The 19569-nt window shown below is 70.3% G+C and carries 17 protein-coding genes; 12 read left to right on the top strand and 5 right to left on the bottom strand.

Features of this window, described 5'->3' with window-relative positions; genetic code table 11:
- Positions 1 to 162 precede the first annotated feature (162 nt).
- From mfd to F8566_RS32285, 6 genes are all read left to right on the top strand, one after another.
- Positions 163 to 3696 carry a transcription-repair coupling factor gene (mfd, locus tag F8566_RS32315; protein ID WP_151565787.1) on the top strand — a complete coding sequence of 1178 codons (3534 nt, stop codon included), beginning with the start codon at positions 163 to 165 and terminating at the stop codon, positions 3694 to 3696.
- Between the two features lie 159 nt (positions 3697 to 3855).
- Positions 3856 to 4503 carry a SurA N-terminal domain-containing protein gene (locus F8566_RS32305; protein WP_151565650.1) on the top strand — a complete coding sequence of 216 codons (648 nt, stop codon included), beginning with the start codon at positions 3856 to 3858 and terminating at the stop codon, positions 4501 to 4503.
- A 42-nt stretch (positions 4504 to 4545) separates the two neighbouring features.
- Positions 4546 to 5523 (top strand): MazG family protein, encoded by a 978-nt coding sequence (locus F8566_RS32300; protein WP_151565649.1) that lies wholly within the window; start codon positions 4546 to 4548, stop codon positions 5521 to 5523.
- A gap of 154 nt (positions 5524 to 5677) precedes the next feature.
- Positions 5678 to 8041, top strand: a complete 2364-nt coding sequence (locus tag F8566_RS32295) for a transglycosylase domain-containing protein (RefSeq protein WP_192809965.1) — start codon at positions 5678 to 5680, stop codon at positions 8039 to 8041.
- A 105-nt stretch (positions 8042 to 8146) separates the two neighbouring features.
- The gene (locus F8566_RS32290; protein ID WP_151565648.1) at positions 8147 to 9103 is read left to right on the top strand and encodes an NADP-dependent oxidoreductase; all 957 of its coding nucleotides are present in this window, start codon (positions 8147 to 8149) and stop codon (positions 9101 to 9103) included.
- A 140-nt stretch (positions 9104 to 9243) separates the two neighbouring features.
- A complete protein-coding gene (locus tag F8566_RS32285; protein ID WP_151565785.1) occupies positions 9244 to 9600 on the top strand; it encodes a tetratricopeptide repeat protein in 357 nt (118 codons plus the stop codon).
- A gap of 27 nt (positions 9601 to 9627) precedes the next feature.
- Here the strand turns inward: F8566_RS32285 and F8566_RS32280 are convergent, their stop codons facing one another.
- The 4 genes from F8566_RS32280 to F8566_RS32265 form a co-directional block, all read right to left on the bottom strand.
- On the bottom strand, positions 9628 to 10986 hold the full coding sequence (locus tag F8566_RS32280) for a sensor histidine kinase (protein ID WP_151565647.1): 1359 nt from the start codon (positions 10984 to 10986) through the stop codon (positions 9628 to 9630).
- A gap of 78 nt (positions 10987 to 11064) precedes the next feature.
- Positions 11065 to 11940, bottom strand: coding sequence for an ABC transporter permease (locus tag F8566_RS32275; RefSeq protein ID WP_151565646.1), 876 nt, complete (start codon positions 11938 to 11940; stop codon positions 11065 to 11067).
- Positions 11930 to 12772 (bottom strand): ABC transporter ATP-binding protein, encoded by an 843-nt coding sequence (locus F8566_RS32270; RefSeq protein ID WP_151565645.1) that lies wholly within the window; start codon positions 12770 to 12772, stop codon positions 11930 to 11932. The genes F8566_RS32275 and F8566_RS32270 overlap by 11 nt, the downstream gene beginning before the upstream one ends.
- The gene (locus F8566_RS32265; RefSeq protein WP_151565644.1) at positions 12769 to 13809 is read right to left on the bottom strand and encodes an ABC transporter substrate-binding protein; all 1041 of its coding nucleotides are present in this window, start codon (positions 13807 to 13809) and stop codon (positions 12769 to 12771) included. The genes F8566_RS32270 and F8566_RS32265 overlap by 4 nt, the downstream gene beginning before the upstream one ends.
- Before the next feature lie 178 nt (positions 13810 to 13987).
- Here F8566_RS32265 and eno point away from each other — a divergent pair, with 178 nt between their 5' ends.
- Genes eno through F8566_RS32245 form a run of 4 tightly spaced genes read left to right on the top strand, consistent with a single transcriptional unit; the run spans position 13988 to position 17252 of the window.
- Complete coding sequence (gene eno, locus F8566_RS32260) at positions 13988 to 15271, top strand: phosphopyruvate hydratase (RefSeq protein ID WP_151565643.1); 1284 nt, start codon at positions 13988 to 13990, stop codon at positions 15269 to 15271.
- A 32-nt stretch (positions 15272 to 15303) separates the two neighbouring features.
- The gene (locus F8566_RS32255) at positions 15304 to 15747 is read left to right on the top strand and encodes an FtsB family cell division protein (protein WP_225993708.1); all 444 of its coding nucleotides are present in this window, start codon (positions 15304 to 15306) and stop codon (positions 15745 to 15747) included.
- A 51-nt stretch (positions 15748 to 15798) separates the two neighbouring features.
- A complete protein-coding gene (locus F8566_RS32250; protein WP_151565642.1) occupies positions 15799 to 16314 on the top strand; it encodes a DUF501 domain-containing protein in 516 nt (171 codons plus the stop codon).
- The gene (locus F8566_RS32245; RefSeq protein ID WP_151565641.1) at positions 16311 to 17252 is read left to right on the top strand and encodes a Ppx/GppA phosphatase family protein; all 942 of its coding nucleotides are present in this window, start codon (positions 16311 to 16313) and stop codon (positions 17250 to 17252) included. The genes F8566_RS32250 and F8566_RS32245 overlap by 4 nt, the downstream gene beginning before the upstream one ends.
- A gap of 28 nt (positions 17253 to 17280) precedes the next feature.
- On the opposite strand, the gene F8566_RS32240 is transcribed toward F8566_RS32245, so the two are convergent.
- Entirely contained in the window at positions 17281 to 18012 is a 732-nt protein-coding gene (locus tag F8566_RS32240) for a DUF2510 domain-containing protein (protein WP_192809964.1), read from the bottom strand.
- Between the two features lie 196 nt (positions 18013 to 18208).
- Between F8566_RS32240 and F8566_RS32235 the strand changes: the two genes are divergently transcribed.
- Both F8566_RS32235 and F8566_RS52425 read left to right on the top strand, forming a co-directional pair.
- On the top strand, positions 18209 to 18544 hold the full coding sequence (locus F8566_RS32235; RefSeq protein ID WP_151565639.1) for a PadR family transcriptional regulator: 336 nt from the start codon (positions 18209 to 18211) through the stop codon (positions 18542 to 18544).
- The gene (locus tag F8566_RS52425; RefSeq protein ID WP_151565638.1) at positions 18541 to 19542 is read left to right on the top strand and encodes an HAAS signaling domain-containing protein; all 1002 of its coding nucleotides are present in this window, start codon (positions 18541 to 18543) and stop codon (positions 19540 to 19542) included. Before F8566_RS32235 ends, F8566_RS52425 begins: the two co-directional genes overlap by 4 nt.
- The last annotated feature ends 27 nt before the right edge of the window (positions 19543 to 19569 follow it).

The raw sequence follows: 19569 nt of genomic DNA, 5'->3' as shown, positions 1-19569 counted from the left end.
TCCTGAGGTCGCCCGCGCGGGGTGTCGGTGCGGGCGCGTAGGCTGGTAGGTGCTACCGGGGATCACTGGATTTCCCCGGATTTCGGGCTGCCCCGCGGCTGGGCGGGGGGATGTCCGCGCGGGCCCGTGTGGCCCGGCGGCGTGGACGAGTAACGGGCGATGATGACGCTTTCTGGACTTGTTGATCTGGCGTGTACCGACCCTGGGCTGGAGCGCGCTCTCTCGCAGGCGCGAGACGACCACGAGATCGTGGCGCCGCCCTCGTTCTGGCCGATCCTGGGCGCGGCCCTGGCTCGTGCGAGTGACGATGGAGGGGTCGTCCTGGCGGTGACCGCCACCGGGCGGGAGGCCGAAGACCTCGCGGCGGCGTTGACGAGCCTGCTCGACCCCGAGCGGGTCGCCCACTTCCCGGCGTGGGAGACGCTGCCCCACGAGAAGTTGTCGCCCCGTTCTGACACGGTCGGCCAGCGGCTCGCGGTGTTGCGACGACTCACGCACCCGACCGCGGACGATGGGTCCGCCGGGAGGTCGGACGGGGCGGAATGGTCGGGTGCGGGAGGCCCTTTGGATGTGGTGGTCACGCCGATCCGGGCCGTTCTGCAGCCGATCGTGTCGGGGCTCGGCGAGCTGGAGCCCGTGCGGCTGCGCGGCGGCGAGGACGCCGAGCTGGAGGACGTCGTGCGGCGGCTCGTCGACGCCGGCTACCACCGGGTCGACCTGGTGGAGAAGCGCGGCGAGATCGCCGTGCGCGGCGGCATCCTCGACGTCTTCCCGCCGACCGAGGAGCACCCGCTGCGGGTCGAGTTCTGGGGTGACACGGTCGAGGAGATCCGCTACTTCAAGGCCGCCGACCAGCGATCGCTGGAGGTCGCGCCGGACGGGCTGTGGGCGCCGCCGTGCCGCGAGCTGCCGCTGACGCCCGAGGTGCGCGAACGCGCCAAGCTGCTCGCCGAGGAGCACCCGGCGCTGGAGGAGGTCCTCGGCCGGATCGCCGACGGTGACACGGTCGAGGGGATGGAGGCGTTCTCGCCCGTCCTCGCCGACCGCATGGAGCTGCTCACCGACCTGCTGCCCAAGGGCTCGACCCTCCTGGTGTGCGAGCCCGAGCGCATCCGCACGCGGTCGGTCGAGCTTGTCCGGACGAGCCAGGAGTTTTTGGAGGCGAGCTGGGTCAACGCGGCCGCCGGGGGAGAGGCGCCGATCGATCTGGGTGCCGCCGCGTTCCGTTCGCTGGAGGAGGTGCGCGAGCACAGCAACGAGCTGGGCCTGCCGCGCTGGTCCATCACCGCGCTCAACCCCGAGGGCGAGGCGCTTCAGCTCGGGGTGCACGCGGCCGAGGCGTATCGGGGCGACACCGCGCGCGTGATGGGCGACCTCAAGGGATGGATCTCCGACGGCTGGCGGGTCGCGCTCGTCACGCCCGGCCATGGTCCCGCCGAGCGCCTCGTCCAGCTGATGGGTGAGGAGGGGCTGGGCGCCAAGCTCACCGACCTGCCGCAACCGCCCGCGCCGTCGCTGGTCAACGTGGCCACCGGCCTGCTGGAGCACGGCTTCACGATGGAGTCGGTCAAGCTGGCGGTGCTCACCGAGTCCGACCTGTCCGGGCAGAAGTCGTCCACCAAGGGCCTGCTGCGCATGCCGTCACGGCGGCGCCGCGGCGGCATCGACCCGCTGCAGCTGCGCACCGGTGACTACGTGGTGCACGAGCAGCACGGCGTCGGACGGTACGTGGAGATGGTCAGCCGCACCGTCCAGGGTGCGACGCGTGAATACCTGATCCTCGAATACGCCAGAGGAGACCGGCTGTTCGTCCCGACCGACCAGCTGGAGGAGCTCACCCGCTACGTCGGCGGCGAGGCGCCCAGCCTGCACCGGCTCGGCGGCGCCGACTGGGCCAAGGCCAAGTCCAAGGCGCGCAAGGCCGTCAAGCAGATCGCCGGGGAGCTGATCCGGCTCTACTCGGCGCGGATGGCCTCACCGGGGCACGCGTTCGGCGCGGACACCCCGTGGCAGCGTGAGCTGGAGGACGCGTTCCCCTACGTGGAGACGCCCGACCAGCTCGCGGCCATCGAGGAGGTCAAGGAGGACATGGAGAAGCCGATCCCGATGGACCGGCTGATCTGCGGCGACGTCGGCTACGGCAAGACCGAGATCGCGGTGCGCGCCGCGTTCAAGGCGGTCCAGGACGGCAAGCAGGTCGCGGTGCTGGTGCCGACCACGCTGCTGGTGCAGCAGCACCTGTCGACGTTCGCCGAACGGTTCGGCGCGTTCCCGGTCACGGTCAAGCCGATCAGCCGGTTCCAGACCGACAAGGAGATCGAGGAGACGCTGCGCGGCGTCGCCGAGGGCAGCGTGGACGTGGTGGTCGGCACCCACCGCATCCTGTCCTCGCAGACCCGTTTCAAGAACCTCGGCCTCGTCGTCATCGACGAGGAGCAGCGCTTCGGCGTCGAGCACAAGGAAGAGCTCAAGCGGCTGCGGACGCAGGTCGACGTGCTCGCCATGTCCGCCACCCCGATCCCGCGCACGCTGGAGATGGGCCTCACCGGCATCCGCGAGATGTCGACCATCCTCACCCCGCCCGAGGAACGGCACCCGATCCTCACCTTCGTCGGCCCGTACGAGGAGAAGCAGATCGCCGCGGCCATCCGCCGGGAGCTGCTGCGTGAGGGCCAGATCTTCTTCGTGCACAACCGGGTGCGGTCGATCAACAGGGTCGCCGCCACGATCCAGCAGCTCGTGCCGGAGGCCCGGGTCGCGGTCGCGCACGGCCAGATGAACGAGCACGAGCTCGAAAAGGTCATGGTCGACTTCTGGGAGAAGAACTTCGACGTCCTGGTCGCGACCACGATCGTGGAATCGGGGCTCGACGTCCCCAACGCCAACACGCTCATCGTGGACCGTGCCGACATGTACGGCCTCTCGCAGCTGCACCAGCTGCGCGGCCGGGTCGGGCGCGGCCGCGAGCGCGCGTACGCCTACTTCCTCTACCCGCCGGAGTCGCCGCTGACCGAGACCGCGCACGAGCGGCTCGCGACGCTGGCCCAGCACACCGAGATCGGCGCCGGCATGTACGTGGCGATGAAGGACCTGGAGATCCGCGGCGCGGGCAACATCCTCGGCGCGGAGCAGTCCGGGCATGTCGCAGGCGTCGGCTTCGACCTCTATGTGCGCATGGTCGGCGAGGCGGTGCGGGATCTCAAGGAGGGCGGCGGCGTCCGGGAGATGCCCGAGACCAAGGTCGAGCTGCCCGTGGACGCGCATCTGCCGCACGAGTACGTGCCGGGCGAACGGCTGCGCCTCGACGCCTACCGGCGGATCGCGGCGATCACCTCCGACGACGAGATCGGCGCCGTGCACGAGGAGCTTAAGGACCGGTTCGGCCCGCTGCCGGTGCCCGTGCTCAACCTGCTGGAGGTCGCGCGGTTCCGGGCCAAGGCGCGCAAGGCCGGGCTCACCGAGATCACGCTGCAGGGCAACTTCGTGAAGTTCGCCCCTGTCGACCTGCCGGATTCCAAGCAGGTACGGCTGCAGCGGCTCTACCCCAAGAGCATTCTGAAGCCCGCCACCAATACGCTGCTTGTGCCCACTCCCAAGACGGCGCCGCTCGGTGGGCGTCCGTTGCGAGACCAAGAGCTGCTCAAGTGGGCCACAGACCTGGTCGAAGCCCTGTTCCTGGAGCCCGCTCGGGTCTAGGGCGGGTTTCGGCCCCGGCTGTAGGGTGGCGAACTCGGAAGTGATCACGAACGACGTGGCCACGGATCGGATGGGACTGCTGTGCTCGGTACAACTGTAAAGGTCGTGGCGAAGCCGCGGCGGGGGGTGTGGGGCGTCGTCCCCCCTCGGGCGGCAGGGATGGCGCTCGCTGGGGCGCTGCTGACCGGGGCCCTGGCAGGCTGCGGCGACGGGCCGGTCAGGATGGGCGCCGCGGCGGTCGTCGGCGACGACCGCATCAGCACCGCCAAGCTCGACCAGGCGGTGCTCGACTGCCAGCGGCAGTTCAAGAACGACCAGGTGGCCAACCAGGTCCGGGCGGCACTGGAGAGCCAGCGGCAGCAACAGCCCATGTCGGGTGAGCCCGCCGACTGCAGCCCGCGGTCCGCGCTCGACACGATGGTCAACTTCGAGGTCGCCGAGGCGGCGGCCAAGACCGCCGGGGTGTCGGTGACCGAGGGCCAGGTCGATCAGATGATCGGTCTGATGGGCCGGCAGGCCCCGGCCGAGTCCATCGTGGTGGCCCTCGGGATGCCCAAGGAGTACACCCGCGACGTCGCCCGGATGAACGCCGCGCAGAGCCTGATCCTGCAGAAGCTCGGGGCCGACGGCAACCAGCAGAGTCCGGCGTCGCTCCAGGCGAGGCAGCAGGCCCTGTCGCTGTTCCGGCAGGCCGCGGGCAAGCTCGACATCCGGATCAACCCGCGCTTCGGCTCGTTCGACGAGAACCGGATGACCGTCAGTCCCGTCACCACGCGCCTGTCCGCCACCGAATCGGGTGTGCGCTGACCATGAGCTTGACACCTTGACGATGAGACTGGCGCTGTGACCATGAGCTTGACACTGCTGGCCACCACCCACCGGGTCGCGCCCGGGTTGCTCAGCTGGAAGGCGTGGGAGACGCTGCGTTCGGCCACCCGGGTGCTGGCCCGCAACGACCATCCGCTGCTGCCGTATCTCCAGGAAGCAGGCGTCCGGGTGGAGCAGGTCGGCGCTCCGGATCCAGCCGGGCTGGTCGCGGCGGCCCGTGCCGAGGGCGGCGTCGTCTGGGTGGCGGACCCGGACGGCGACGAACGGCTGATGCGTGAGATCGGCCAGCTCGTGCTCAACGACCCGGTCGACATCGAGGTCCTGCACGGTTCGTACGACCTGCCGGGGGCGCGGCTGCTCGACCTGGTCTCGGTCATGGACACGCTGCGTCGCGACTGCCCCTGGGACGCCAAGCAGACCCATGCCTCCCTCGTCCCGTACCTGCTGGAGGAGGCGTACGAGGTCGCCGACACGGTCGAGGACGGTGACCTGGGCGCGCTGCGCGAGGAACTGGGCGATGTGCTGATGCAGGTCGCGTTCCACTCCGTGGTCGCCGCGGAACGCACCGACGAGACGGCGTTCACCATCGACGACGTCGCGGCCGGGATCGTCGACAAGCTCGTCCGGCGGCACCCGCACGTCTTCGGCGACGTGACCGTGTCGGGCGCCGACGAGGTCAATGCCAACTGGGAGCAGATCAAGGCCGCCGAGCGTGAGGCCAAGAGCGGCGAGACCGCCTCTGTCTTCGATGGCGTGCCGATGGGCCAGCCCGCGCTGAGCCTCGCCGCCCAGCTCCTGCGCCGAGCCGAACGTGCCGAGGCGCCCGCCGAACTGGCCGACCACATCGCGTCTGACGAGGTAGACGACATCGGGGTGCGGCTTTTCGGGCTGGTTCGTGAGGCTCGTGCGGAAGGCCGTGACCCTGAGGCGGAATTGCGCGCCGTCTCGCGGGTATTCCGCGAGCGTGTCCAGGACTGGGAGCGCGCGCAGAAGAAATGACGGCACGTTCACCGGGCGCCGGAGTTCCCGCCGGCGCAGGTGGACCGCGCGCGGGGCGCTCATCGCACGCGATCTGCTCGACCAATTGCGGGATGTCGCACGCAAGATCGTAGATGGGGTGGTCTTGCGAGGAACGTCCGTTTACGCTGAGCGCGTGCTGGCTGGGACCGGAGGGCGGGGTGGTCGTGGAGGCGCCGGGCAGAAGGCTCGTGCGATCCGGGGCCTCAGTGGTCTCGCCCTGCTCGCGGGCGTTCTGGTCGCGTTGATGATTCTGCCCACGGCGTGCACGGTCGGCGTCGGGGCGCGCGACACCTCGACGTGGTTCCAGAGCGAGCCGTACGACCTCAACACCTCGGGCGTCCCCCTGCGTTCCAAAATCCTGGCCGCGGACGGCTCGACGATCGCCACGTTCTTCTACCAGAACCGCGTCGACGTCCCGCTCAACAAGATTGCGCCGGTCGTCCGGCGCGCGGTGCTGGCCATCGAGGACAGCCGGTTCTACGAGCACGGCGCGCTCGACTCCAAAGGCACGCTGCGCGCACTGGCCAACAACCTCGGATCCGGCGAGGTCACGCAGGGCGGGTCGGGCATCACCCAGCAGTACGTGAAGAACCTGCTGCTCGCGCAGGCCGAGTCGCGGGAGCAGGCACAGGCCGCCAAGGAGATCAGCGCCGTCCGCAAGGTCCGGGAGCTACGGTACGCGGTGGCGCTGGAGAGGAAGTTCTCCAAGGACGAGATCTTCCGGCGCTACCTCAACATCGCCTACTACGGCGACGGCGCGTACGGCATCGAGGCGGCGGCCCGGCATTACTACAACAAGCCTGCGTCCCGGCTGAACCTGAACGAGGCCGCGACGCTCGCCGGTGTCATCCGCTACCCGTACGCCTACGACCCGACGCGCTACCCGGGCCGTGCCAAGGAACGCCGCAACATCGTCCTGCAGCGGATGGCCGACCTCGGCTGGCTCGACCGCCGTACCGCCGCCGCCACCGCCGCCCAGGACCTGAATCTCAACCCGCACGACACCCCCAACGGCTGCGTCACGAGCAAGGCGCCGTTCTTCTGCGACTACGTGCAGCGCGAGATCCTGACCAACCCCGTGTTCGGCGCGACACCGAAGGCACGGGAGCGGCTGCTCAAGCGTGGCGGCCTGACCATCCACACCACGCTGGACTGGCGGACGCAGAAAGCCGCGCAGCGCGCCGTCGACAGTCATGTCCCGCGGAAGAACTCGGCCCGCAAGGCCGCCGCCGAGGCGCTCGTCGAGCCCGGCACCGGCGAGATCAAGGGCATGGTCGTGGACCGCCAGCTCGGCTCGGACAAGGTGCGCGGCAAGACGTGGATCAACTTCGCCGCCGACGCCAGCCACGGCTCCAGCATCGGCATGCAGGCCGGGTCCACGTTCAAGGCCTTCACGCTGGCCGCCGCGCTCGAGGACGACATGCCGTTCGGCACCCGGCTGATGGCGCCGCGCCGCTTCACACCGACCGGCTACCGCAACTGCAAGGGTCAGCGGATCGGTGACCCGTCGGCCTCGCTGCGCAACAGCGCCGACGGTGAGGGCGGCCGCACCTTCAGCCTGACGACGGGCACGCAGCACTCGGTCAACACCTTCTTCCTGGCGTTGCAGCGCGAGGTCGGCCTGTGCGACACGGTCAAGATGGCCGAACGGCTGGGCATGCGGCAGGCCAGCGGCAAGCCGATGGAGCAGTTCGCCTCGTTCACCCTCGGGTTCAACACGGTGTCGCCGCTGCGGCTCGCGGCGGCGTACGCGGCGTTCGGCGCGCGGGGCAAGTACTGCTCGCCGATCGCCATCAAGCGCATCACCGACGCCGCCGGCAAGCCGGTCAAGGTGCCGGGTGCCGGATGCAAGCAGGTCATGGACAAGGGCGTCGCCGACGCCGTCAACTACGTGCTGCGCGGCGTGCTCACCAAGGGCACCGCGCGCGGCATGGGCATCGGCCGCCCCGCCGCCGGCAAGACAGGCACGGTCGACAACTTCTCTGCCGCCTGGTTCGCGGGCTACACCCCCGACCTGGCTTCGGCGGTCTGGGTGGGCGACCCGCGCGGCGGCTACCGGTACCCGATGACCAGCCTGTGCATGGACGGCACCTGCTACGGCTCGGTCTTCGGGGCCACGATCCCGGCGCCCATCTGGCAGGACAGCATGGCGGGCGCCCTGGCGGGCCGGGACGCGACCTCGTTCCACCGGCCGCCGTCGCACTACTTCAGCAAGGGGACGGGCGAGGACAAGGTCAAGGTCCCCGACGTGCGCGGCATGAAGCTCAGGGCTGCGATCGCCAGGCTCCGGGCCGCCGGGTTCCGCGTCAGCATCGGCCGGCCGGTCGCCTCCGACAAGTACGAGCGCGGCACCGTCGCGGAGATGGAGCCCGGCCCGGGTTCGGCCGAGCCCGGCGACACCATCACGCTGCGGGTCAGCAAGGGCGGCAAGAAGAAGCCCCCCGGCCGGGACCCGAGACGCCTGGAGCCGCCGGACTTCCCCGGTCCGCGAGACTGAGCCCGCGGGCCTGAGCCCGCGGGCCTGAGTCCGCGGGACTGACCTGCCGATTCGCTGGGTAGATCATTCGGCGGGGCAGAGAGCACGTTGATCGGGGGGATCGCCATGCGCGCCATCGCCGTGTCCGAATTCGGCGCCACCCCGGCGCTGATGAACCTGCCGGTGCCGGCACCCGGCCCGGGCGAGATGCTGGTCAAGATGGTCGCCGCCGGGCTCAACCCGACCGACTGGAAGATCAGCGACGGAATGCTCAAGGACGAGGTCGACCACGCGTTCCCGTTGGTCATGGGAATGGACGGGGCCGGCGTGGTCGAGGCGGTCGGCGAGGGGGTGACGCCCTTCCGGCCGGGCGACCAGGTCTACGGCCAGTTCTTCCTGCCGCCGCGCGGGCTGGGCAGTTTCGCCGAGTTCGCCATCGCGGGCCCGGGGGCGGCCGTGGCCAAGATGCCCGACAGCATGATCTACAGCGAGGCCGCGGCCGTGCCCACCGCGACGATGACCGCGTTCAACATGGTCGAGACGGCCGGGGTGGGCGTGGGCCACACCGTGCTGATCGTGGGCGCGACCGGCGGTGTCGGCCAGTCCGCGGTCCAGCTGGCGGCCGGGCGCGGTGCCAAGGTCATCGCGACCGCGCACGCCGACATGGCGGACGAGATGCGCCGTCTCGGTGCCGCCGAGACCGTCGACTACGGCGGAGCCGATCGGCCCGGTGACGTCAGCGAGCAGGTGCTCCGGGCGCACTCCGCCGGCATCGACGAGATCATCGACCTGGTGAGCGACCAGGCGGGCGTGGAACGGCTCGCGGGCCTGCTCCGCCTCGGCGGTACGTACATCAGCTCGGTCTGGGCGGTGCACCCGGACAAGATGGCGGCCCAGGCGCTGCGCGGGCTCAACTTCGACAACGAGGCGAGCCCTGCGCTGCTGGCGGAGATCGCCGGTCTCATCGACGCGGGCAGTCTGCGGATCACGGTGCGGGAGGAGGTCTCGATCGAGGACGCGCCCGCCACGATCGCCCGCGCCCGCGCCGGCGGTTCCCGCGGCAAGATCGTGATCCGCCCCTGACATGGCAGTGGTCTGGCACGGCAGCAGTGGTCTGGCACGGCAGTGGTCTGGCACGGCAGTGGTCCCCGCCAGGGCGGAACAAAAGGTGTCGCGGGCCGGTTGTACGGGCCGTTCCACATGATCGAGGGGAGGCCGCCATGATGACGACCTACGAGGACTACCAGCGCGCGACGATGTTCTTCGACGCGAAGGACTACATCTCGGCCGCACGGATCCTGACCCCGATCGTGGCCGCCGACCCGTCCAACCGCGCGGCGGTCGAGCTGCTCGGCCGGGCCTACTTCCACAGCGCCCAGCTGAGCCGCGCCGAGGAGGCCTTCCGCCGGCTGGTCGAGCTCGACCCCGGCAACGGCTGGGCGTACGAGGCGCTCGCCCGTTCGCTGGAGCGCCAGTCCCGGCATGACGAGGCCGCCCGCCACCGCAAGCTCGCCCAGGCCATGGGCGCCGACACCTCGACGGAGATAGAGGTCTCCGTCACCGCCGGCAACCTCGCCTGACGACGTCAGGGCGTGGCGAGACACGCCCTAACTCTTTGGAAGGCGGAGGAGGAAGCGGGCGCCTTCGACGTCGTCCTCACGGTCGGTGATGGTGAGGCTGCCGCCGTGGGCGGTGGCGATGTCGCGGGCGATGGCGAGGCCCAGGCCGGTGCCGCCCGCGTCGCGGTGCACGCCCTCGGCGAGGCGGGTGAAGCGTTCGAAGACGCGCTCGCGGTCGCCGGGGGCGATGCCGGGGCCGTCGTCGATGACCTCGACCTGGGCCCAGTCCGGCATGTTGCGGACGGTGACGGCCAGGGTGGTGGACGCATGGCGGTCGGCGTTGTCGATGAGGTTGGTGAACAGGCGGGCGAGTTCGTTGCGGCCGCCCTGGACGATGACGGTCTCGTCGCCCTCGATGGTGACGTGGGTACGGCGGGGACGGCGGAGGATCTCCTGGTCGGCGAGCTCGTGCAGATCGACGGGCTCGCGCCGGAGACCTTCCTGGGAGTCCAGCCGGGCCAGCGCCTGCAGGTCGTCCACGACGGCCTGGAGGCGTTCGGTGTTCTTGAGGATGGCCCGGAGGGTCTCGGGGACATCGGTCCCGTCCGGGTCGGAGAGCGCGAGCTCCAGCTCCGTGCGCAGGCCGGTGAGGGGACTGCGCAGCTCGTGTGACAGATCGGAGACGAACGCGCGCTGTTTGGCGACGGCCCCTTCGAGCCGGTCGAGGGTCGCGTTGACGGACCTGGCGAGGCGGGAGATCTCGTCGACCCGGGGCGGCACCGGAACGCGGCGTTCGAGATCGGAGGCGGTGATCTCGTCCAGCTCGCGCCGGATCTCGTTCACCGGGCGGAGCGTGCGGCCCGCCGAGCGCCAGGTGCCGTAGCCGATCAGGCCGGCGATCAGCGGGACACAGAGCGCGAGGACCGTGCCGAGCACGGGTTCGGGCATCAGGCCGGGCCGCCGGGCCAGGGAGTAGACCACGCGTGGGGCGGGCCCGTCATCGACCCGGATGGCCACCACGAGATAACAACCGTCGCCCCGCGCCCGGCAGGTGACGCCGTCGCGCCGGTCGTCATCCCAGGCCGGAGCGGGGAAGTCGACCGCGGGACGGCCCTTCATCCCCGGGGTGGCCGCGAGCACACGGCGCCGGGCGTCCACGACCTGGACCAGGTCCACGTTGCCGGTGATGGTGCTCTCGGTCGGCCGGCCCAGGCGGACCAGGGCGGCCACGCGGCGTCCGGTCCGGGCCAGGATCCGTTCCCGGTCGCTCACCTCTTCCTGGCGGACCAGCGCCATCACCGCCGCGTAGAGCGCGCTGGAGAGCAGCCCGGAGACGAGTACGGCCGAAACCGTGACCCGGACCCGGATCTCGGGCTCCCTCCGGATCCATCGCCACAGCGCGTTCATCGCGCTGATCACTACCCTGAGCCGGGCAAATGCCAGCCGTTCAACGGGTCAAGGTTGGCTGCCGATCCGAGGTGAGGGTCAGTCCGAGTTGAGCCCCCAGCGGCTGCGGAGGGAACGGTCGGCGGCGCCGAAGGCCATGTCGACGACGATGCCGATGACCAGGATGACGATCATCGTGGCGAGCAGGCCGGCGGCGTCGTTGACGTCGCGGTCGGTGCCGAGCTGGGCGCCGAGCGACTTCTTGCCGAAGTTCACGATCAACTCACCCGCCATCAGGCTGCGCCAGGCGAACGCCCAGCCCTGTTTGAGGCCGGTGACGAACGACGGGAGGGACGCGGGCAGGATCAGATGCCGGAAGCGGTTGACGCCGCGCAGGCCCATGACCTTGCCGGCCCGGAGCAGGATCGGCGGCGTGTAGTCGACCCCGGCGATCAGGCCGATGGCGATCGAGGGGGCGGCGCCCAGCACGACCACGAACATGATGGCCGTCTCGCTCGTGTTGAACAGCAGCACGGCGAACGGCAGCCAGACGATCGACGGCAGGGTCTGCAGTCCGGTGATCAGCGAGCCGACCGCGGCGCGCAGCACCCGGACGCGGGCCACCGCGGCGCCGATCAGGCCGCCCACCACGACCGAGATCGCGAAGCCCACCAGCGCTCGCTGCATCGTGGTCGCGACCTCTTCGGCCATCGTGCCGTTGTCGATCCGCTTCCACAGCTCGGGGAAGACGAGGTCGGGGCCCGGGAGGACGTACTCCTCCTTCCAGCCGCTCCACACGACGAGCTGCCAGGCCAGCACGCCGAGGGCGATCGCGGCGAGCTTGGGCCAGAGCGACGCCCAGGCGCGCCGTGGCCCGCTGCGCCGGGTGCGGCCGCCGAGCTCCAGCGCGTCCAGGCCGGTGATCTGCCTTTCGATCGCGGGGTCGGCGTCCCGCCTGCGGGTCTCAACCGCCATGACGGCCGACCTCCTCGCGCAGCCGGTCGGTGATCGACGCGGCGAGCGTCGCGACCTCGGGTGAGTCGATGCGCCGGGGACGTTTCATCGGCACGGGGAATTCCTCGACGACGCGGCCGGGACGGCTGCTGAGGAGGACGACGCGGTCGCCGAGGCGGACGGCCTCGCGGACGTTGTGCGTCACGAAGAGCACGCTGAGGTTGCGCTCGCGCCAGATCCGTTCGATCTCGTCGTGCAGGAGGTCGCGGGTCATGGCGTCGAGCGCGCCGAACGGCTCGTCCATCAGCAGCACGGTGCCCTTGGACGTGTCGTTCTCGTCGATGGTCAACGCCAGGGCGCGAGCGAGGGCGACGCGTTGCCGCATGCCGCCGGAGAGCTGGTGCGGGCGCTTCTTCTCGAAGCCGTTGAGATGGACCGAGCCGAGCAGCTCGGCGGCCCTGGAACGGCGCTCGGACCGTGGCACGCCGCGCATCTTCAGGGCGAGCTCGATGTTGCCCGTGACCGTCAGCCACGGGAACAGGGCGGGCTCCTGGAACATCAGCGCGATCCGCGCGTCCCGGGTGTCGATCGTGCCCGCGCTGGGCCGGTCGAGGTCGGCGACCAGGTTGAGCAGGGTGCTCTTGCCGCAGCCGGAGGCGCCGAGCAGGCAGACGAACTCGCCGGGCGAGACGTCCAGGGAGACGTCGTCGAGGGCGAGCAGGGCCCCCGTTCCGGATCCGAACGCCTTGGAGACGCCACTCAGCCGGACCGCGGGAGGCCGGTCGGAGTGGGGTGGCTGGGTGCGACTCGGGGCGGTCAGGCCGGAGGCAGCCTGGGCGATCGGTGACGTCATGCGTTGACCTGTGCCTTTCCGCCCGCCTTCAGGATCTCGTTGAGGGTGGTGAGGTCGTAGATCCCGTTGAGGTCGGTCTTCTCCAGGAGCCCGACCTCCTCGGCGTGCTTCGCGCCCTCGATCAGCGAGCTCGCGACGGGGTCGTTGGTGAAGGTGACGTTCTTGAACGTGGCGTCCAGCACGGCGGGCTTGAGGGGCTTGCCGGTGAGTGCGTTCAGCTCGTCATTGGCGACCTTGGCGGCGGCGGCCTTGTCCTTGTTGATGAAGGCGTTCACCTCGACGTGCGCCTCGAGCAGCTTCTTGACCAGGTCGGGGTGTTCCTTCTGGAATTCGGTCCGCACGATGAGCTGGGTGATGACGAACTTGCCCCCGGGCCAGAGGGTCTTCTCGTCGACGAGGACCTTGCCCTTGCTCTCCTGCTGGAGGCGGCTGGCGAACGGCTCGGGCACCCAGGCCCCGTCGATCTGGCCCTGGCTGAACGACTGCAGGGTCACCGAGTTCTCCTGCGGGACGACCTTGACGTCGCCACCTCCGGCGAGGTCGGTCTTGAGCCCCTGCTCCTTGAGCCAATGGCGCAGCGCGACGTCCTGCGTGTTGCCCTTCTGCGGGGTGGCGATCTTCTTGCCCCTGAGGTCGGCCGCGGAGTCGATGCCGGGCCGTACGACCAGGGCCACACCGCCGGAGGCGGCACCTGCGATGATCTTGATGGCCTTGCCCTTGGACTTGGCCCAGGCGTTGATCGCCGGGTTGGGGCCGACGTACGTGGCGTCCACCCCCTTGGCGAAGAGGGCCTCCACGGCGGCCGGACCCGCGTTGAACGACTGGGTCTTGAGCTTGACGCCGGCGCCCAGGTGCTTCTGGAAGGTGCCGTTCTTGATGCCGACCAGGGCGGTGGCGTGCGTGATGTTCGGGAAGAAGCCGAGCTTCACCTCGGAGCCGCCGCTGCCGGAGCCGTCGCCACAGGCGCTGAGCGTGCCAGCCCCAGCCAGGACGATCAGTGTTGTGGCGGCGATCCGGCCGCGGAACCTGCGATGCATTGTCCCCATTCCCTACTTATCAAGTGTGTTTGATGTGCACAGTAGACAAGGTAGGTAATGTCTTCGTCAAGCCGCAGACCCGGCACGGTTCAGTGACGGGGACCAGGCTTCGATAGGCTCGGGTCCGGAAACCGCTCGCACCTGCGGACCGTCCGTAGTGAAACCAAGGGAGTTGCCCGTGTCGTCGATCGAGGCCGTACTCGCCCGGGAGATCCTTGACTCCCGAGGCAACCCGACCGTCGAGGTCGAGGTGCTGCTCGCCGACGGGACCGAGCAGCGCGCCATGGTGCCCAGCGGCGCGTCCACCGGCCAGTTCGAGGCCGTCGAGCTGCGGGACGGCGGCGAGCGGTACGGCGGCAAGGGCGTGCGCGACGCCGTCCGCGCCGTGAACGAGACCATCGACGAGAAGCTCGTCGGCTACCCGGCGTCCGAGCAGCGGCTGATCGACCAGCTGCTGATCGACCTGGACGGCACCCCCAACAAGGCCGCGCTGGGCGCCAACGCGATCCTCGGCGTGAGCCTGGCGGTCGCGCGCGCCGCGGCCGACTCGGCCGGTCTGCCGCTGTTCCGCTACGTGGGCGGCCCCAACGCGCACCTGCTGCCGGTCCCGATGATGAACATCCTGAACGGCGGCGCGCACGCCGACACCAACGTGGACGTCCAGGAGTTCATGATCGCGCCGATCGGCGCGCCGACCTTCTCCGACGCCGTCCGCTGGGGCGCCGAGACCTACCATGCGCTCAAGTCCGTGCTGAAGAGCCGCGGACTGGCGACCGGCCTGGGCGACGAGGGCGGTTTCGCGCCCGACCTGCCGAACAACCGCGAGGCGCTCGACCTGATCATCGAGGCGATCGGCAAGGCCGGCTTCGCCCCGGGCCGCGACATCGCGCTGGCGCTGGACGTGGCGGCGACGGAGTTCCACGCCGACGGCTCGTACGACTTCGAGGGCACCAAGCGCAGCGCCGAGCAGATGGCCGCCTACTACGGCGAGCTGGTCGACGCCTATCCGCTGGTCTCCATCGAGGACCCCCTCGACGAGGAGGACTGGACGGGCTGGAAGGACCTCACCGCCGCGATCGGCGCCAAGGTCCAGCTCGTCGGCGACGACCTGTTCGTCACCAACCCCGAGCGGCTCCAGCGCGGTATCGACACCGCCACCGCCAACGCGCTGCTCGTCAAGGTCAACCAGATCGGCACGCTGACCGAGACGCTCGACGCCGTGTCGCTGGCGCAGAGCAACGGCTACAAGTGCATGATGAGCCACCGGTCCGGCGAGACCGAGGACACCACGATCGCCGACCTGGCCGTCGCCACCAACTGCGGCCAGATCAAGACCGGTGCCCCGGCGCGCAGCGACCGCGTGGCCAAGTACAACCAGCTCCTGCGCATCGAGGAGCTCCTGGACGACGGCGCCCGCTACGCCGGTGCCGCCGCCTTCCCGCGCTTCACCTGGGAAGGCTGACCCGCTTCTCGCAGGACGGCAGGGGGCTCGCTGTGGCGAAGGACGACGACCGCCAGGCCGCCCGGGGAGGGAAGGACTCCGCCCCGGGCGGCAGTACGCGTAAGAACCCGGCGCTGACCAGCCGTGCCGCGATCCTGGCGATCGTGATGTGCGCGATCGCGCTGAGCCTGGCCTATCCCGTGCGCGAGTACATCGCGCAACGCCAGGAGATCGCCGACCTCGAACATAAGGAGCGGGTGGCGCAGAAGCGAGTGGAAGAACTCGCCCAACGCAAGCAACGACTGGGGGATAAGTCGTACATTGAGCGTGAAGCCAAGCGAAGGCTCCACTATTGCAATCCGGGGGAGAAGTGCTTCATCGTTCTTGACGGTGGCGGGGGAGGCGGCCAGCAGGCCCAGCAGGGCGGCCGGTCCAGCAGGCCGCCCTGGTACGAGTCGCTCTGGCGGTCGGTGGAGGCCGCGGACAGACCACGCTGACGCCCTGGAGTGTGGGGAGACACTCCTGGGCAGGCTCGGGTGGGGACGGAAATGATCAGCAAGTCAGACCAGGCCGCGGTCGCGGCCCAGCTCGGCCGCGAGCCGCGCGGCATCCGGCGGGTGGCCTACCGGTGCCCGTGCGGCCTGCCCGCGGTCATCGAGACCTCGCCGCGGTTGCCCGACGGCACCCCGTTCCCCACGCTCTTCTACCTGACGTGTCCCAAGGCCGCCTCGGCCATCGGCACCCTCGAAGGCAGCGGGGTGATGCGCGAGATGCAGGAACGCCTCGCTCGCGATCCGTCGCTCAAGGCCAAGTACTCCGAGGCGCACGAGGACTACCTGCGACGCCGTGACGAGGCGACCCGCGAGGACGGCGTCGAGCCGCTCCCCGCGGGAATGCAGAGCGCCGGCGGCATGCCCGAACGTGTCAAGTGCCTGCACGCGCTCGCCGGGCACGAGCTCGCCGTTCCCGGCGTCAATCCGTTCGGCCGGGAGACCCTGGACGCGCTGCCCGAGTGGTGGCGTTCCGGCCCCTGCGCCTGTATCGACCCTGAGGAGGCCCAGTGACGCGCGTCGCCGCGATCGACTGCGGGACCAACTCCGTCCGCCTCCTGATCGCCGACATCGTCGCGGACGGTGCGGACGGTACCGGCGGGACGCTCACCGACGTCGAGCGGCGCATGGAGATCGTCCGGCTCGGGCAGGGGGTCGACAAGACCGGCCGCCTGGCGCCCGAGGCGCTCGACCGGACGTTCACCGCGATGCGCGGGTACGCCGAGCTCGTCGAACGCCACGGGACCGAGAAGGTGCGCGTCGTGGCGACCAGCGCGACCCGTGACGCCGACAACCGGGCCGACTTCGTCAGCGGCGTCGTCGACATCTTCGGCGTGGTGCCCGAGGTGATCAGCGGCGACGAGGAGGCCTCGCTGTCGTTCCTGGGCGCCACCCGGGAACTGGCCGCGCTGCGTCCGGCCCGCCCCTACCTGGTGCTCGACATCGGCGGCGGCTCCACCGAGTTCGTGCTCGGCGGCGACTCGGTCGAGGCAGCCCGTTCGATGGACATCGGCTGTGTGCGGATGACCGAACGGCACCTCAAGGACGGCGACCCGCCGTCGCCCGATCAGATCACCGCCGCGGCCGCCGACATCGACACGGCGCTCGCCGAGGTCCGCAGGACCGTCCCGGTGGACGAGGCGCGCACGCTCGTCGGGCTGGCGGGCTCGGTCACCACGATCTCCGGGATCGCCCAGGACCTGCCGGAGTACGACCCGGCACGCATCCACCTGTCCCGCATCACCGCCACCCAGGTGCACGAGGTCACCCGCAACCTGCTGCACGCGACGCGCGCGGAACGCGCCGCGATCGGCGTCATGCATCCGGGCCGGGTGGACGTCATCGGCGCCGGCGCCCTCATCCTGGACCGTGTCATGCGCGAGTACGGCTTCGGCGCCGTGGTGGTCAGCGAGCACGACATCCTCGACGGCATCGCCTGGTCACTGGCCTGATCCGGCCTGCCGCCGACCCGGCGCGGCCCTACTGCTTGAGGGCGGCGAGCAGGGCGGGGATGAGGACGGCGTTCGGGTTCTGCTGCGGAACGTACAACACCGCGGCCGAGCCGCTCGCCTGCTGGATCCAGACACGGCCGTTCTCCACGGTCGCGCCCGAGATCGCCGACCAGCTCAGCGAGACCCGGTTGCCGCGGACGCCGCCGGGGTGGACGGTCAGCCCCTGCGCCACGTCGATCGACTCGCCGTCGCGCACCTGGCGGGCCAGCTCCCCGACCAGCCGCGGCTCCACCAGCCGGCGGCACGCCTCGACCAGCTGGAGCCAGAGCTCCTCCTGCTCGATGACCACCTCGACCCGCGGCCCGCCGTGGAACGGATGGCGGCCGACCTGGAAGATCCATTGAACGCCGCCGGGCTGCTGGCCGTATTCACTCCCGGTGGGGATCGCAGGCCAGTAGGCGACCCACTCCACGTGGCCCCAGGCGAGCGAGGTGTTGCCATAGCCCACCAGCTGCTCGTCCGCGTGCAGATGGAGCCCTCGCACGTTGGCGTCGAGCGGTTGCGGAGCCGCAGGCCGGCCCCATCCTCCGGGCTGCTCGTGCTGCCCCTGCTGTTGCGGGACGTGCTGCGGCTGCTGCTGGAGCGTCAGCCGGGGTGGCGTCGCAGGTTGGGGATTCAGGTTCTGCGTCCAGTTTTGGCCGTCCCACCAGCGCAGGCTGCCGCTGCCATAGGGGTCGGGATACCAGCCCGGTTGCGACAAGGCATGCCTCCGCTTCGCACGGTGCGCCGGATACCCACCGCCCCCGACCGGCAGCGCGAGTCGCATCGTACCGAGCGGAACGTGGCGGGCGATATGACTTGACCATTGCGACGCGCGCCACATGCGGTCCGTTCCGGATGGATTTGGGTTGGGCGGTGGGTAGTACCGCGCAATGCGTAGTACTGTGTATCGCACTATGGACACCACCCAGCTGCTCAAGGGAGTGCTCGACCTCGCGGTGCTGGCCGTCCTCGATCGAAGCGACAGCTACGGCTACGACGTGGTCAGACGGCTGCGCGAGGCCGGGCTCGACGATGTCGGCGACGCGTCGGTGTACGGCACGCTGCGCCGGCTCTTCAAGGCCGGCGCGCTCAACTCCTACGTCGTCCCCTCCGAGGAGGGGCCGCACCGCAAGTACTACGGCCTGAATGACGCGGGCCGTGCTCAGCTCGCGGGATCGGCCAAGACCTGGGCCGCCTTCGCTCACACGATGAACGACCTGCTGGACGACGTCGACAAGGGGACGCCATGAGTTCGCCGATCGAGAGACAGGAAGAGATCGCGCAGTACGCCCAGGACGTGCGCGCCGCCCTCGCCGACGTTCCGGAGGCCGACCGCGCCGAACTGCTGGAGGACCTGGAGGATCACCTGGCCGAGGTGGCCGCCGAGTCGGACGAGCCGCTCGCCAACCGGCTGGGCACCCCTGCGGCGTACGCCACCGAGCTTCGCGCCGCGTACGGCACCGGAACGGTACGGACCCGGCGGTCGGTCCGGGCCACCGCCACGGGCACCTACCAGTCGATGGAGTCCCGGCTTCGCGCGAAGGTCGAAGGCTCCCCGGCCTTCGGCGCCGTGTGGAATTTCCTCAAGGAGTTCCGCTCGCTGTGGTGGATCGTCCGGGCCTGGGTGGCGGCCCTGCTGCTCTGGCGGTTCTGGGACGACGACTGGCACGCCCGCCCCTGGGGCGCCGCCCAATGGATGGTCCTGGTCGTCTTCGTGGTGGCCTCGATCGCCCTCGGCCAGTGGTCGCGCGCACACCCGGACCGGTCGCCGCGAGCCCTGATCATCGGGCTCAACGGCCTGGCGGTCCTTCTCCTCGTCGGCATCCAGGTGAATCTCGGCCTCACCCATCTGGCGTCCAGGGGCATCGAGAAGATCGGGGTCATGGCGGCGCCCTCCGTCGCCGAATCGCCATCCGCGGCACCGGACGTCGCGAACCTCTACCCGTACTCCAAGGACGGCAAGCCGCTCAAGGACATCCTCCTCTACGACCAGGATGGCCGCCCCCTACAGCTCGACTACGAGGCGCACGGCTACCAGCTGGATCGCTGCGGAAGCCCGCCCCCGATCGCCAATTCCTACCCATTGCCGCTCCGCCAGCAGGACGATCCAGATATGGAGCCGACGCCCGGCCCCTCGTGCGTCCCTGGCAGCCCGATGCCCGCGCCCAAGTCGTCGGACGGTCCGACGTTCACGCCGACTCCCACCCCGGCCCCCACGTCCACGCCAACCCCCACCCCCACTCGCTGAGCTGAAGGGCATGCGAGGATCGTTGGC

The organism is Actinomadura rudentiformis, from assembly GCF_008923185.1.
In the GTDB taxonomy this organism is placed as follows: Bacteria; Actinomycetota; Actinomycetes; order Streptosporangiales; family Streptosporangiaceae; genus Spirillospora; species Spirillospora rudentiformis.
Note: the sequence above shows the minus strand (reverse complement) of the source record. Positions and strands in the feature narration are given on the sequence as shown.